Below are 16,410 nucleotides of genomic sequence, written 5' to 3' on the forward strand. Positions count from 1 at the left end.
CCCGTGCGTCCGTTGTCGTTCGGCCAGCAGCGCCTGTGGTTCCTGGACCAGCTGGAAGGCCCCAGTGCGACCTACAACGTCCCGTTCCCGCTGCGCCTGCGCGGCCGCCTCGACCGCCGCGCGCTACGGCAGGCGGTCGCCGACGTCCTCGGCCGCCACGAGGTCCTGCGCACCGTCATCCCGGTCGACGGCGGCATACCCGGCCAGCAAGTCCTGTCCACTGTGGACGCGATCGAACGGCTGATCTTCGACGTCCGGTCCGGCGACGATCTCGCCGAGACGATCGCCCGGCCCTTCGACCTCGCCGCGGACCTCCCGCTGCGCGTCACGCTGTTCGAACTCGGCCCGGACGAGCACATCCTGCTGCTCGTGCTGCACCACATCGCCTGCGACGGCTGGTCGCTCGGCCCGCTCGGCCGTGACCTGGCAAGCGCTTACACGGCGCGTCTCGACGGCGAGGCGCCGGACTGGGAGCCGCTCCCGGTGCAGTACCTGGACTTCGGCGAGTGGCAGCGCGAGGTGCTCGGCACCGAGGACGACCCGGACAGCCTGCTCTCGGCCCAGCTCGCCTACTGGACCGAACGGCTCGCGGGCATCCCCGAACGCATGGTCCTGCCCGCGCACCGCACCGGCGGTACGACCGGCGCTGCGGGGCTCGTCGAGATCGACATCCCCGCTGACCTGCACGCCCGGCTCGTCGCGGTGACGCGCGCCGCGCGCTGCACGCCGTTCATGGGCCTCCAGGCGGCGCTGGCCGCGGTGCTGCACCGCTGGGGCGCGGGCGACGACATCGTGCTCGGCACCCCGGTGGCCGGCCGCGGTGAGGAAGCCCTGGAAGACCTCGTCGGGTTCTTCGTCAACACCCTGGTCCTGCGCACCGACCTGAGCGGCGATCCCGGTTTCACCGAACTCCTGGCCCGGGTCCGCGACACCGGCCTCGACGCCTACGCCCACCAGGACGTCCCGTTCGACCGGCTGGTCGACCGCCTCGGCGCCGGCCGGTCCGCGCACCCGCTGTTCCAGGTCATGGTCGTCCTCCAGCACGACGACGGGACGGCGCTCACCCTGCCCGGCCTCGACGTCCAGCCGGTTCCCCTGGACCTGGCGACCGCCAAGCTCGACCTCAGCGTGGTCTTCGCCGAGCACGCGGACGGCGTCTCGTGCCAGTTCGAGTACGCCGTGGACCTGTTCGAAAAGTCCACTGTGGACGCGATGGCGGACATGCTGGTGCGCCTGCTCGACCTGGCGCTGTCCGATCCGGATCGTCCACTCGGGACGCTCGATCTCGCACGGGTCGACGCCGTGGCACAGGAAGCCGCTCCCGAGGCCGCGCCGGTGATCTTCCGCGGCGCCCGGACCGCCCGGGAAGAGATCCTCTGCGCGCTGTTCGCCGACGTCCTCGGCATCGACAGCGTCGGCCTCGACGACGGCTTCTTCGCCCTCGGCGGCCACTCGCTCCTCGCCACCCAGCTGATCAGCCGCGTCCGCACGGCGTTGAGCGCCGAACTCGGCGTCCGCGCGCTCTTCCGCGCCCCGACCGTCGCCGGGATCCTGGCCACCCTCGACGCCCAGGCGCCCGGCCCGGTCCGCCCGGCCCTCACCCCGCGATCGCGCCCGGATCGCGTGCCACTGTCGTCGGCGCAGCGACGGCTGTGGTTCCTGGCCGGGATCGAGGGCCAGGACCGCGCGTACAACATCCCGCTCACCCTGGGGCTCACCGGGCCGGTCGACGTCCTCGCGCTGGCCGCCGCCTGCCGGGACGTCGTCACCCGCCACGAGACCCTGCGCACGGTGTTCCCGGTGGAGAACGGCGAGCCGTGGCAGCACGTCCTGCCGCCCGGTGAGGTGCTCGAAGTCGTCGACTGCGCGCCGAATGAGCCGGCCGTACTGGCCGAGGCGGCCGGGAGCGCCGCGTTCGACCTGGCCCACGAGATCCCGCTGCGCGCGCGGCTGTTCCGCGCCGGCGACGAGTCCGTTCTCGTGCTCTGCCTGCACCACATCGCCGCCGACGGCTGGTCGACCGGCCCGTTGATGGCCGATCTCGCCACCGCGTACACCGCCCGGCTGACCGGGCAGCCGCCGACGTGGTCGCCGCTGCCGGTCCAGTACGCCGACTACGCGCTCTGGCAGGCCGACCTGCTCGGCGACGAGGCCGACCCGGACAGCCTGGCTGCTCGCCAGCTGCACTACTGGACCGAGACGCTCACCGGGCTGCCCGACGAACTCGCGCTCCCGGCCGACCGGCCCCGCCCGGCGATCCCCAGCTACCGCAAGGACGTCGTCTCCGCCGACGTCGACGCGGCCACCCACACCGCGCTCAAGGCTATGGGCCGGGACAACCAGGCCACGTTGTTCATGGTCGTCCAGGCGGCGTTCGCGCTGCTGCTGACCCGGCTCGGCGCGGGTGAGGACGTCCCGATCGGCACGCCCGTCGCCGGCCGCGGCGAGGAAGCGCTCGACGACCTCGTCGGCTTCTTCGTCAACACCCTCGTGCTGCGCACCGACACCTCGGGCGCGCCGACGTTCCGCGAGCTGCTCACCCGCGTCCGCGACGCCGACCTCGGCGCCTTCGCCCACCAGGACCTGCCGTTCGAGCGGGTCGTCGAAGAACTCAACCCGCCGCGCCTGCTGGCTCGGCACCCGCTGTTCCAGGTGCTGCTTTCCTTCCTCGGCAACGAGACCGCCGACGGCGAGTGGACCCTGCCGGGCCTGACCGTGACGGCCGGGGACACCGTGTCGGGCACCGCCAAGTTCGACCTCGGCCTGACGGTCGAGGATCGCCGCGCCGGGCTCGGCTGCAGCCTCGAGTTCGCCACCGACCGGTTCGACCGCGCCACCGCGCAGGACATCGTCGACCGGCTCGTGCGTCTCCTGCAGGTGGTCGCCGCGAACCCGGAGTCGCGAGTGGACAGTGCCGACTTGTTGTCCGATGTGGACCACCGGCAGCTGGCGCAGTGGAACGACACCGCGGCGCCGGTCCCGGCCGCGACGCTGCCGGAGCTGTTCGCCCGGCAGGTGGCACGGACGCCGGACGCGACCGCCGTCGTGTTCGAGGGCGACTCGCTGACGTACGCGGAGTTCGACGTCCGGGTGGACCGGCTCGCGCGGGCCCTGAGCGGCCGGGGCGTCCGGCCCGGCGACGTCGTCGCGGTGCAGCTGCCGCGCTCGATCGACCTGGTGGTCGCGGTCTACGCCGTGCACCGCGCCGGCGCGGCGTACCTGCCGGTGGACCCCGGCTACCCGGCCGACCGGGTGGCGTTCATGCTCGCCGACGCCCGGCCCGCGCTGGTCTTCACCCCCGGCACGGACCTGGACGGCGACGGCCCGCTGCCCGCCGTCACCCCGGACCACCCGGCCTACGTGATCTACACGTCCGGCTCGACCGGCCGCCCCAAGGGCGTGCTGATGTCGCACGCCGGGATCGCCAACCACCTCGCCTGGATGCAGGCCGAACACCCGCTGACCGGCGGTGACCGGGTGCTGCAGAAGACGCCGTCCAGCTTCGACGTCTCCGTCCTCGAGTTCTTCCGCCCGCTGCTGGCCGGCGCGACCCTGGTCGTCGCGCGGCCCGACGGGCACCGCGATCCCGCGTACCTCCTCGACACGATCCGCGCCGAGCGCATCACCGTGCTGTACGTGGTGCCCGGCATCCTCGACGGGATCCTCGGGCTGTCCGAAGAGGACTGCCCGGCGCTGCGGCAGGTGTTCTGCGGCGGCGAAGTCCTGACCGCCGCGCTGGCCGGCCGCTGCGCGACCACGTTGACCGCCGAGCTGATCAACCTCTACGGCCCGACCGAGGTCGCCGTCGACGCCACCGCCCACGCCGTCGGCACCGGACCGGTGACGATCGGCGCGCCGGTGTGGAACACCCGCGCGTACGTGCTGGACGGCCGGCTGAGCCCGGTGCCGCCGGGCGTGCCGGGGGAGCTGTACCTGGCCGGCGCGCAGCTCGCGGACGGCTACCTGCACCGCGGCGGCCTGACCTCCGACCGGTTCCTCGCCGACCCGTTCGGCGGGCCGGGGGCGCGGATGTACCGGACCGGCGACCTGGTCCGCTGGACCGCCGGCGGCGAGCTGGACTACCTCGGCCGGACCGACGAGCAGGTGAAACTCCGCGGCCTGCGCGTCGAACCCGGCGAGATCGCGGCCGTCGCCGCGGAGTACCCGGGTGTGCGCGAGGCGGCCGTCGTCCTGCGCGAGGACCGGCCGGGTGACCAGCGCCTGGTCGCCTACGTCGTCGGCGACGCCGACCCGGACGCGTTGCGGGACCACGTCGCGGCGTTCGTCCCGCGGCACCTCGTGCCGTCGGCGTTCGTGACGCTGGCCGAGCTGCCGAGGACGCCGAACGGCAAGCTGGACCGCAACGCTCTTCCCGTGCCGGATCTCGTCACCGGAGCCGTGAGGGAACCGCGTGACGCCCGTGAAGAGATCCTTTGTGGACTCTTCGCCGACGTCCTCGGTGTCGAGCGAGTCGGGATCGACGACGGCTTCTTCGACCTCGGCGGCCACTCCCTGCTCGCCACGAAGCTGGTCAGCCGGATCCGCGCCGCGTTCGGCGCGGAGATCGGCATCGGTGACCTGTTCGACGCGCCCACCGTCGCCACGCTCGCCCCGCGACTGTCCACAGCGGACGCCGCCCGCCAGGCGCTGCGACCGCTGTCACGTCCCGAGCTGATGCCGCTTTCCCCGGCGCAGCAACGGCTGTGGTTCATCCTGCAGTTCGGCGACGACACCGGCGCCTACGACATGCCGCTCGCGCTGCGGCTGCGGGGCGAGCTGGACCGGGACGCGCTGAGCGCGGCCCTCGGCGACGTCGCCGAGCGGCACGAAGTCCTGCGCACGATCTTCCCGTCGGTCGACGGCGAGCCGCACCAGGTGGTCCTGGACGGCTGGCGGCCGGAGCTGACGGCCCCCGAAGCACGGCCGTTCGACCTGACGTGCGAGCCGCCGTTCCGCGCGTCGCTGGTCGCCGACGCGCCGGACGACCACGTGCTCCTGCTGACGCTGCACCACATCGCCGCCGACGGCTGGTCCATGGGCCCGCTCGTCGACGACCTCACCGAGGCCTACACCGCGCGCCGGGACGGCCACGCGCCGGAGTGGGCGCCGCTGCCGGTCCAGTACGGCGATTACACGATCTGGCAACGGGATCTGCTCGGCGACGCCGATGATCCGGCGTCGCTGCTGGCCGCCCAGCTGGCCTACTGGCGGGAACAGCTCGCCGGGATCCCGGACGAGCTGCCGCTGCCGTCCGACCGGCCGCGCCCCGCGGTGGCGTCCCACCGGGGCGACTCGGTGCCGGTGGAGATCGGCGCCGACCTGAGCGACCGGCTGCGCGCGCTGGCCGGCTCCGCGCAGGTGACGCTGTTCATGGTGCTGCAGGCCGCGCTCGCCACCGTGCTGACCCGGTCGGGCGCGGGCGAGGACGTCCCGATCGGCACGGCCATCGCCGGCCGCACCGACGAGGCCCTCGACGGCCTCATCGGGTTCTTCGTCAACACCCTCGTCCTGCGGACCGACACCAGTGGCGCCCCGAGCTTCCGTGACCTGCTTGGCCGCGTCCGTGAGACCGACCTCGCCGCCTACGCGCGGCAGGACGTCCCGTTCGAGCGTCTGGTGCACGAGCTGAACCCGGCCCGGTCGCTGGCCCGGCACCCGCTGTTCCAGGTGTTCCTGGTCCTGCAGAACACCGGCGACGCGGAGCTGAGCCTGCCGGGCCTCGACGTCACCTCCGAGGTCTTGGACTCCGACGCGGTGAAGTTCGACCTCGGCCTGAACCTCGCCGAGCACGCCGGCGGGATCACGGGTTCGCTGTCCTTCGCCGCCGACCTGTTCGACCACGCCACCGCCCACGCACTCGCCGACCGGCTGGTCCGTCTCCTGTCCGTCGTCGTCGCCGAGCCGGACACCCCGGTCGATCGTATCGATCTCCTGTCCGATGTGGACCGCCGGTCTCTCGCGGAGTGGACGGCGACCGAGGCGCCCCTTTCGTCGGAGACGTTGCCGGAACTGTTCTCCCGGCAGGTGTCGCGGACGCCTGACGCGATCGCGGTGGTGTTCGAAGGCGAGTCGCTGACCTACGCCGAACTCGACGCCCGGATCGAGAACCTGGCCAGGGCGCTGAGCGGCCACGGCGTCCGGCCCGGCGACGTCGTCGCGGTGCAGCTGCCGCGGTCGCTCGACCTGGTCGTCGCGGTCCACGCCGTCCACCGCGCCGGCGCGGCCTACCTGCCGGTCGATCCCGGTTACCCGGCCGAGCGGATCGCTTTCCTCCTCGACGACGCGCGGCCGTCGCTGGTGCTGACCGAGGAGACCCGCCTCATCGGCGACGGGCCGCTGCCCGCGATCACCGCGAGCCACCCGGCGTACGTGATCTACACGTCCGGGTCGACCGGGCGGCCCAAGGGCGTGCTGATGTCGCACGCCGGGATCGTCAACCACCTGGCGTGGATGCAGGCCGACTACCCCCTCGGCCCCGGCGAGCGGGTGCTGCAGAAGACGCCGTCCGGCTTCGACGTCTCGGTGTGGGAACTGTTCTGGCCGCTGCTGACCGGCGCGACGCTGGTGATCGCGCGGCCCGACGGGCACCGCGACCCCGCGTACCTCCGCGACGTGATCCGCGCCGAACGCGTCACCGTGGCGCACTTCGTCCCGGCGATGCTCGAAGCGTTCCTCTCGGAACCCGGTTCCGGTGAAACCCCGCTGCGGCAGATCTTCTGCGGCGGTGAAGCGCTTACCCCGGCGTTGGCCGAGCGGTGCGCGGCGACGCTGCCCGCGCGACTGTCCAATTTCTACGGACCGACCGAGTTCGCCGTCGAGGCGAGCCATCATCCTTTCACTTCAGGAGAATCCACTGTCCCCATCGGACGTCCGGTGTGGAACACCCGCGCGTACGTGCTCGACGGGCGGCTCGCCCCGGTCCCGCCCGGCGTGCCCGGTGAACTCTGGCTTGCCGGGATCCAGCTCGCCGACGGCTACCTGCACCGCCCCGGCCTGACCGCCGAACGGTTCGTGCCCGACCCGAGCACGCCCGGCGCGCGGATGTACCGCACCGGCGACCTGGTGCGCTGGACCCACGCGGGCGAGCTGGAGTACCTCGGCCGCACCGACGACCAGGTCAAGCTGCGCGGGCAACGTCTGGAGCTGGGCGAAGTCGCCGGCGCGGCGGCCCGGCACCCGGGTGTCACGCAGGCCGTCGCCGTCGTGCGCGAGGACGTCCCGGGGGACCGGCGGCTCGTCCTGTACTACACCGGCGACGCGACCGGTGTCCGAAGCCGTCTCGCGACCGTCCTGCCGGAGTTCATGGTCCCGGCCGCGGTCGTCGCGCTGACGGAGTTCCCGTTGACTCCCAACGGCAAGATCGACCGTCGCGCCTTGCCCGTCCCGGACGCGGAGGCCGGCTCGTACCGCGCGCCGCGGGACCCGGCCGAAGAGATCCTTTGTGGACTGTACGCCGAGCTGCTCGGCGCCGGCCGGGTCGGGATCGACGACGGCTTCTTCGACCTCGGCGGCCACTCGCTGCTGGCGACCCGGCTGATCAGCCGGGCCCGCACCGCGCTCGGCGTCGAGCTGGGGATCCGGGACCTGTTCCAGGCGCAGACCGTCGCCGGGCTCGCGGCCCGGATCGACCACGGCCGGCCCGTCCGGCCCGCGCTGCGCCCGCGTCCGCTGCCCGACCGGATCCCGCTGTCCCACGCCCAGCACCGGCTCTGGTTCCTCAACCAGCTGCACGGCCGTGACGCGGGGTACGCCGTCGTCTGCGCGTTGCGGCTCACCGGGCAGCTCGACCGCGGCGCCCTGGCCGGCGCGCTCGCCGACGTCACCGGCCGCCACGAGTCCCTGCGCACGATCTTCCCCGAGCTGGACGGCAGCCCGTGCCAGCAGATCCTGGACGTCTCCGAGATTCCCCTGGACGTCCGCGCGATCGACGAGTCCGACCTTTCCGAGGCACTCGACGCGGCCGCGGCCGCGACCTTCGACCTCACCACCGACCGGCCGTTCCGGCCCGAGCTGCTCGCGCTCGGCGCGGACGACCACGTGCTGGTGCTGGTGCAGCACCACATCGTCAGCGACGGCTGGTCGATGGGCCCGCTGGTCCGCGACCTCTCGGCCGCCTACACCGCCCGGTGCGCGGACGAGCGTCCGAAGTGGACACCGTTGCCGGTCCAGTACCGCGACTACGCCCTGTGGCAGCACGACGTCCTGGGTGATCCGGACGACGACGGCTCGATCCTCGGCGCCGAGCTGGCGTACTGGCGCGAGCGCCTCGCCGGGCTCCCGGAGGAACTGGCGCTGCCGGCCGACCGGCAGCGGCCGGCGGTAGCGGAGCACCACGGCGACTCCGTGCCGGTCGAGATCGACGCCGGACTCCACAATGGACTGCGGGAGCTGGCGCGCGACGGCGGTGTCACGCTCTTCATGGTGCTGCAGGCCGCGTTCGCCGTCCTGCTGAGCCGGCTCGGCGCCGGGGACGACATCCCGATCGGCACGCCGGTCGCCGGCCGCACCGACGAAGCCCTCGACGACCTCGTCGGGTTCTTCGTCAACACCCTGGTCCTGCGCGTCGACACGGCGGGGGAGCCGACGTTCCGCGAGCTGCTCGCCCGCGTCCGCGAAACCGACCTCGGCGCGTTCGCGCACCAGGACGTCCCGTTCGAGCGGCTCGTCCACGAGCTGAACCCGGCCCGGTCGCTGGCCCGGCACCCGCTGTTCCAGGTGCTGTTCGTGCTGCAGAACGCCGACGACGCCGACCTCGAACTGCCCGGCCTGCGCGTCAGCGGCGAACCGGTCGCGGTGCGGACCGCGGCGTTCGACCTCGCGCTGTCGCTGCACGAGCTGGACCCCGGCCGGGCGTCCGGCATCGGCGGTGGCCTCACGTACCGCACCGACCTGTTCGACCGCTCGACGGTCGACGGCATCGCGGCGCGGCTGGTCCGGCTGCTGACGGCGGCGGTCGCGTCGCCGGACACCCCGATCGGCGGCTTGGAGCTGCTGGCACCGGGGGAGCGACGGCGGCTGCTGGCCGCGCCGGACCCGGTGGACTTCGGGCCGTGGCGTGCGGTGCCGGACCAGGTCGCCCGCACCGAAGGCGTCGCAGTCGTGAGTGAAGACGGCGAACTCGGCTACGCGGAGCTGAACCGGCGCGCCAACCAGCTGGCGGGGTACCTCGGGATCGCGCGGGGCACGCTGGTCGGCGTCTGCCTGCCGCGCGGGCCGGAACTGCTCGTCGCCCAGCTTGCTGTCATGCGGGCCGGGGGTGCGTACGTGCCGCTCGACCCGGGTTATCCGGCCGACCGGCTGGCGTACATGCTCGCCGACGCCGCCGCGCCGATCGTCATCACGACCACCGCGCTGGCCGCGCGGGTGGCCGGCACCGCCCGCGTGTTGCGCCTCGACACGGAAGCCGCCGCCATCGCGGCCCAGCCGGCCGAGGCGCCGCCGGTTTCGCTCGGCCCGCGCGACGCCGCGTACGTCATCTACACCTCCGGCTCGACGGGCAAGCCGAAGGGCGTGGTCCTCGACCACACCGGGCTCGCTCACCTTTGTGCCTGGTACCAAGGAGAATTCGGCGTCACCGCCGCCGATCGGGGCGGGCACGTGGCCGCACTCGGGTTCGACGCCGCCGTCTTCGAGACCTGGCCGCTGCTCACCGCGGGCGCGTCGGTGCACCTGCCGGCGCAGCGCGTGCTCGACGACACCGGCGCCCTCGCCGAGTGGCTCGCCGGGTCCGGGATCACCGTGGCGTTCCTGCCCACGCCCCGGCTGGAACTCATGCTCGACGAACCCGGGTTCGCCGGCCCGGACCTGCGGGTCGTCGTCGCCGGGGGTGACCGGCTGCGGCGCCGTCCGTCGGCCGGAGACGGCTTCCGGCTGGTCAACGGCTACGGGCCGACCGAGTGCAGCGTGATGGCCACCGGCGGCGACGTCACGCCGGACGGCGACGGGCCGCCCGGCATCGGCGGGCCGGTGCCGAACACCCGGGTCTACGTCCTGGACCGGCGGCTGAACCCGGTGCCGGCCGGGGTACCGGGGGAGCTGTACCTGGCCGGGGCCGGGCTCGCGCGCGGTTACCTCGGCCGCCCGGGCCTGACCGCGAGCGCGTTCGTCGCGGACCCGTTCGGCGGGCCGGGGGAGCGGATGTACCGCACCGGCGACGTCGTGCGGCGGCGGCGCGACGGCGGGCTCGACTTCCTCGGCCGGGCCGACCAGCAGGTCAAGGTGCGCGGGGTGCGGATCGAGCTGGGCGAGATCGACGCCGTGCTCGGCCGCTGCCCCGGCGTCCGGCAGGCGGTGACGGTGCTGCGTGACGACCGGCTCGTCGCGTACCTGGCCGCGGAGTCCGGCGTCTCGCCGAAGCTCCACGCCGAGGCGTTCCTGCCCGCGAACATGGTGCCGTCGGCGTTCGTCGTGCTGGACGACCTCCCGCTGACCCCGAACGGGAAGCTCGACCGGACGGCGCTGCCCGCCCCGGCCCGGGTCGCCGCGGCGGGCCGCGCGCCGCGGACGGCCCTGGAGCGCGCGCTCTGCGGGCTGTTCACCGAGGTGCTCGACGTGCCCGAGGTGTCGGTCGACGACGGCTTCTTCGACCTCGGCGGCCACTCGCTGCTCGCCGGGCGGCTGATCAGCCTGATCCGCCGGGAACTGGGCACGGAGCTGGGCATCCGGGTGCTGTTCGAGACCCCGACCGTCGCCGGCCTGGCGCGGCGGCTGGGTACCGGCACGGCCACCGGCACCGACCGCGACGAGCTGGCCGTCCTGCTGCCGCTGCGTGCGGACGGCGCGGGGGCGCCGCTGTTCTGCGTCCACCCGGCGGCGGGCATCGGCTGGGTGTACTCGGGCCTGCTGGCGCACGTCGACCGGCCGGTGTACGCGCTGCAGTCGCGCGGCCTGACCCAGCCCGACCGCCGGCCGGGCACCGTCGACGAGCTGGTCAAGGACTACCTGGAGCAGATCCGCCGGGTGCGCCCGCACGGGCCGTACCACTTGCTGGGCTGGTCGTTCGGCGCGCAGGTCGCGCACGCGATGGCCGCGCAGCTGCAGGCCCAAGGCGAGGAGGTCGGGCTGCTGGCGATGCTGGACGGCTACCCGCCTTCGGGTGCCGCGCCGTCGGATGAGCCGCTCGCCGCGTTGCTGGGCTCACTCGGCCACGACCTGTCCGCGCGGCCGGACTCGGCGCCGCTGGAGCTGCCGGAGTTCCGGTCGATCCTGCTCGCGGAGGGCAGCCCGCTGGCCGCGCTGGCGCCGGGGGCGGTGGACGCGTTGCCGGAGGTGTTCGCGCACAACAGCACGCTCGCCCGGACGCATCGGCCGAGCGGGTTCGCCGGGGACGTCCTGTTCTTCCGCGCCACGGAAGGGAAACACGCCGGTTCGCCGTCGCCGTCGGCGTGGGAGCCGTACGTCGAGGGGCGGGTGGCGGTGCACGAAGTCGCGGCCCGCCACGGCGAGCTGATGCGGCCCGGATCGCTGGCCGGCATCGGCCCCGTCGTGGCGGCGCGGCTGGCCGAGTCAGGCTGGTCGTGAGTGTTTAGGGCGGTTAGAACCGCCCTAAACACTCACGACCGGGACATCGCTGGTCCGCGCCAAGCAGGCCCGGCACCCCGGCCACCGCAGGCCAACCCCGCCGCACCAGAAGTCACACGCGCCACACCGGTACCGGTCGTGAGTGTTTAGGAGGGTTCTAACCCTCCTAAACACTCACGACAAGCCACGGCAGACCCGGGAGCCGCCGCCGGCGGAGGCTTGGCAGACCGCCAGGCGGTGGTCCAGGCCCAGGGCGTTGACCAGGTCCAGGGTGCGGAACCGGGTGCGGTCCGGGCCGGCCGGGCGGATCAGGCCGTGCTGGACCAGGCGGCGGACGAAGCGGGCGCCGGCCGCGGCCGGGATTCCCGTCAGGCCCGCCACGTCGACCACCGACCAGCCCGCGTCGAGGCCCGTGAGGCGGGCCAGGAGGGACACCTCGGCCGCGTCCAGGCCGCGGACCGCCGAGTCGAGGGTGTCGCGGAGGCCCGGCAGGTGGTCCGCGGTCAGGGCGAACGGGTCGGTCCGGACGTGCTCCAGCACGGCCGCCGGCTCGTAGACCAGGAACCAGCAGGCGGCCGCCTCGAGTGCGGCCGGGATGCCGTCGAGACGGCGGCAGAGCGCGGCGACGTCCGCGGCCGTCGTGCGGTCGAGGGTGAACCCCGGCCGGACCTGGCGGACTTCGCGGACCAGCAGCCGGACCGACGGCACCGCCGCCAGCGCGACCGGGTCGTCGGTGCCGGGCTCGGGGACGGCGAGCGGCGTCAGCGGGAAGACCCGCTCGCCGGGCAGGCCGAACGGCGCCGGGGCGGTGGCGAGGACCCGCAGCCCGCGGCATTCGCGCAGCAGGACGGCCAGATCGTCCAGCCGGACGCGGTCCGGTTCGTGGCCGTCGAGGACCAGCAGGGCCGGGCGGTCGCCGATGAGCACGGCGAGGTCGCCGGGCCCGCCGGTTCTCAGCAGCGGGTTCCGCTCGGACGACCACAGCACGAGGACGCCGCCGGACTCGTGCACGCCGCCCGCGACCTCCTGGGCCAGCCGGCTCTTGCCGACGCCGCCCAGCCCGGTGATGGTCACCAGCCGGTGGCTGCCCGCGGCCAGGAGGTCGTGGACGGCGGCGACCTCTTCATCACGGCCGAGCAGCGCGTCCAGGGGCGTGGGCGGTGGTGCCGGGTCGGCGCACCGGAGCCGCAGGTCGCCGGCCGCGACGTGGTAGCCCGCCGCCTCGAAGTCGGCGCGTTCGCGGCCCCGCAGGCCGAGGCCGTCGGCGATCAGCCGCACGGTGTCCCGGCGCGGCCGGTGCGCCCGCCCGGACTCGAGATCGCGGATGGCGCGAATGCTCACCGTGGACAGGTCCGCCAATTGACGCTGGGTGGCACCGCGTTTTGTGCGATGCGCCTTCAGCAGTTCACCGAATTTCCGCTGCACGAATCGTCCGTTCCTGTCAGCGCCGTTCCCGATCACGGGGCCCGGCTGTCCGGATGCGGTTTCCACCATGGGACGAGCATCGTGAGCACGGCTATCCCGGCGGTATCACGGAGCCACTGCGGGGGCGATAACCCGGACGATAACGACTGTGACACCCACGCGATAGCGGCGCGATGCCGGGCTTTCCTAACGTCGGTGGGGCAGGTAGCGCAGAAATTCATCAGCTCACGAACGAAAAGAGAGACAACGGTGCGTATTCTCCCGGCCCTCACCGCGATCGCCGCGGCGGTTCTCCTCCCGGTCCTCGCCGCGACGACGGCCCAGGCGGCGCCCGCGGACACCCCGTGGACGGCGACGGCCACCGATACGCCCTGGAGCACCGGCCCGGCCGACACCCCCTGGGCGGCGCCGTCGGACACCCCGTGGACCGGCACCGGCGACACGCCCTGGACCGGCACCGCGTCCGACACCCCGTGGTGACCCCGGCCGTCGCCGCCCACGCCGTCGTGAGTGGTAACGAGGGTTAGAACCCTCATTGCCACTCACGACAACCGGCACCGCACGCGAGCCGGGCGACCCGGTCACCCAGGCAGTGCCTGCAATGCCGCGAGGTCGGCGCGCACCCCGTCATCCGGTGCGCCGCCGGTGATCCGCTCGTGCAGCTCCAGCGCCTCCACCAGCAGCCGTTCCGCCGTGTCGCGGCGACCCAGCTGCGCGTGCACCAGGCCGAGCCGGTGCAGGATGCGCGCCTCGCCCGCGAGATCGCGGGCCGCGCGGGCCCGGGTCAGCAGCTCCGTCAGCACGTCGGCGGCCTCCTCGTGCCGGCCCTGGCGCATCATCAGCCCGCTCAGCCGGTACCGCAGCTGGACCTCGACGCGGGGCGTCCCCGTCCGGTCGCAGATCCGCAGCGCTTCGGCCAGGTACGTCCCGGCCCGGTCCTCGTCACCCGCGTCCAGCTCGGTCTGCGCGAGCCGGCCGAGCACGTACGCCTCGCCGACCGGGTCCCCAGCGACCCGGAACTCGATGAGCGCGCGCTCGAACCGCGCCTGCGGGTCCGCGCCGCGGGCCTCGTCGACCAGGGCCAGGTTGCGGTGGGCCATCGCCTTGCCGTGGGCGTCGCCGAGGTCTTCGAACGTCGCCAGCGCGCGGGCGAGCGGCTCGGCCGCGGCGTCCGGGTGCGCGCGGCTCAGGTGCAGGGAACCCAGCGAGCACAGCAAAGCCGCTTCGCCACGGCGGTTGGCCGCCGCGCGGACGGCGGTCAGGGCCTGCCGGTGCGTGCGCTCCCAGTCGTCGAAGTAGCAGCGGTTCTCGAACAGCGCGACCATCGTGACGGCGAGGTCCCAGGCGTGCTCGTCCAGCCCGGCCTCGGCGGCCAGCGCGACGATCGAGCACAGGTTGTCCTGCTCGTCTTCGAACCACACCAGCGGGTCCGCCAGGATCCGGTCGACGGCGCCGTCGGGCGGCCGCAGCCGCGGTGCCGAGCCGTGCAGCACGGTGAAGTCGCCGCCGTAGATCCGGTGGTGCGCCTCGCACGCCAGGCCCAGCCAGCCGCTGGCGACGCGGGCGAGCGCCGCGCGCCGGCCGCTCGCTTGCTCGTGCTCGTCGAGCTGCTCGCGGGCGAACAGCCGGATGAGGTCGTGGAAGCGGTAGCGCGGGCTGCTGTCCCGCTCGACCGCCGAGATCTCCAGCATCTGCGCGTCGACGAGCCGTTCGAGCAGGTCAGCGGCCTCCAGCGGGTCGACCTCCAGCAGCGCCGCGGCCACCCACACCGGGAAGCTGAGCCGGTCCAGGGCGCTGAGCAGCCGCAGCAGCCGCCGGGCGTCGGCGGCCAGGCCGTCGTAGGTCAGCGCGAGGCTGGCCCGCACCATCAGCTCGCCGTGCGCGAGCTCGTCGAGCCGGCGGCGTTCGTCGGACAGCCGTTCCAGCATCCACGCGAGCGACCAGCTCGGCCGCGCGGCGAGCCGGGCGGCGACGATCCGCAGCGCCAGCGGCAGCCCGCCGACGAGCCGGACCAGCGCGGCGACGGCGGCCGGCTCGGCGGCCACCCGCTCCGCCCCGATCATCATGGCGAGCATCCCGGTCGCCTGGTCCGGATCGAGCACGTCGACGTCCAGGACACCGGCGCCGGCCAGCCCGGTGAGCCGGACGCGGCTGGTCACCAGCACGACGCAGCTGGCCGTGCCCGGCAGCAGGTCGCGGACCTGGCGCTCCGACCCGGCGTCGTCGAGCACCACGAGCATCCGCTTGCCCGCCAGCCGGTGCCGGTACATCTCCGCGCGTTCGTCGACCGAGCCGGGCACCGCCGGGCCGGGGACGCCGAGGGCGCGCAGGAACCGGCCGAGCACGTCGAGCGGGTCGGCCGGGTGGGCTCGGGTCCCGCCGAGGTCGCAGTAGAGCTGGCCGTCGGGGCAGTGGTCATCGGCGATCCGGTGCGCGATGTGCACCGCGAGCGCGGTCTTGCCGACGCCGGGCTTGCCCGCCAGCACCACCACCGGTGTCGCGCGCCGGCCCGGGTGGCCGAGCAGCAGCTGTTCGGTCTGCTCGATGAGCGCGTCACGGGCGGTGAAGTCGGCGATGTCGGTCGGCAGTTGGAACGGCACCACCGGCGGGTGCGCCGGGGCCGCGGGCGCCTCGGGTGCCGGGCTCCGGCGCAGCCCGGCGTCGTCGGCCAGGATCGCGGACTCCAGCCGGCGCAGCTCGTCGCCGGGCTCGAGGCCGAGCTGGTCGACGAGCAGCTCGCGGCCGACGCGGTAGGTCTCCAGCGCCTCGGCCTGGCGCCCGGCCCGGAAGAGCGCGAGCATCAGCCGGCCGCGCAGCCGTTCCCGCAGCGGGTTCGCCGTCACCTGGCTGGCCAGCTCGCCGATCAGCTGGTGGTGCCGGCCGAGCCGCAGCCCCAGGTCGAAGTGGGCTTCGAGGGCGTTGAGGCGTTGCTCCTCGAGGTGGCTGGCCTTGGCCTCCAGCAGCCGGCTGCCGGTGCCGCTCAGCGCGGGGCCGCGCCACAGCGCGAGTGCCGCGTCGAGCAGCCGGGACGCGTCTTCGAGCGCGCCCGCGCGGGTCTGCTCGGCGGCGGCGGAGACCAGGTCGGCGAACGTCCGGGCGTCGAGCTGGCCGTCGGCCACCAGCAGTTCGTACCCGGGGCCGCGGGTCACGAGCGTGTCGGGGCCGACGGCGTCGGCCAGCGCACGCCGCAGCCGGGAGACGCAGATCTGGACCTGCGTCCGCGCCGTCGCCGGGGGATCGTCGTACCAGATGGCCTCGATGAGCTGGTCCAGGCTCACCACGCGGTTCGCGTCGACCAGCAGCGTGGCGAGCACGGTCTGCTGGCGGCCGGGCGGGATGCGGAGCTCGCCACCGGCGACGTCCCGGATCTCCAGGGGACCGAGGATCCGGTAGACGGGCTGCTCGCCGGAGGGCACGCTCGTCGAACTCACACTGTTCCTCAATGACTGTTCCGTGGCCGGGGAG

General features: G+C 74.0%; 4 protein-coding genes. 2 read left to right on the forward strand and 2 right to left on the reverse strand.

The genetic code is table 11. The annotated features are described in order from the left end of the window. Nucleotides 1–3 precede the first annotated feature (3 nt). On the forward strand, nucleotides 4–11,520 hold the full coding sequence (locus OG439_RS05780; RefSeq protein ID WP_326948300.1) for a non-ribosomal peptide synthetase: 11,517 nt from the start codon (nucleotides 4–6) through the stop codon (nucleotides 11,518–11,520). A 174-nt stretch (nucleotides 11,521–11,694) separates the two neighbouring features. Here OG439_RS05780 and OG439_RS05785 read toward each other — a convergent pair whose 3' ends face one another. Further along, nucleotides 11,695–12,945, reverse strand: a complete 1,251-nt coding sequence (locus tag OG439_RS05785) for a helix-turn-helix domain-containing protein (RefSeq protein ID WP_326948301.1) — start codon at nucleotides 12,943–12,945, stop codon at nucleotides 11,695–11,697. Nucleotides 12,946–13,194: 249 nt separating this feature from the next. On the opposite strand from OG439_RS05785, the gene OG439_RS05790 reads away from it, so the two are divergent. After that, the gene (locus OG439_RS05790; RefSeq protein ID WP_326948302.1) at nucleotides 13,195–13,425 is read left to right on the forward strand and encodes a hypothetical protein; all 231 of its coding nucleotides are present in this window, start codon (nucleotides 13,195–13,197) and stop codon (nucleotides 13,423–13,425) included. 101 nt (nucleotides 13,426–13,526) lie between these two features. On the opposite strand, the gene OG439_RS05795 is transcribed toward OG439_RS05790, so the two are convergent. Next, nucleotides 13,527–16,376: an AfsR/SARP family transcriptional regulator gene (locus tag OG439_RS05795; protein WP_326948303.1), complete on the reverse strand. Its 2,850-nt coding sequence runs from the start codon at nucleotides 16,374–16,376 to the stop codon at nucleotides 13,527–13,529. Between the last annotated feature and the right edge of the window lie 34 nt (nucleotides 16,377–16,410).

Source organism: Amycolatopsis sp. NBC_01307, assembly GCF_035975215.1.
In the GTDB taxonomy this organism is placed as follows: Bacteria; Actinomycetota; Actinomycetes; order Mycobacteriales; family Pseudonocardiaceae; genus Amycolatopsis.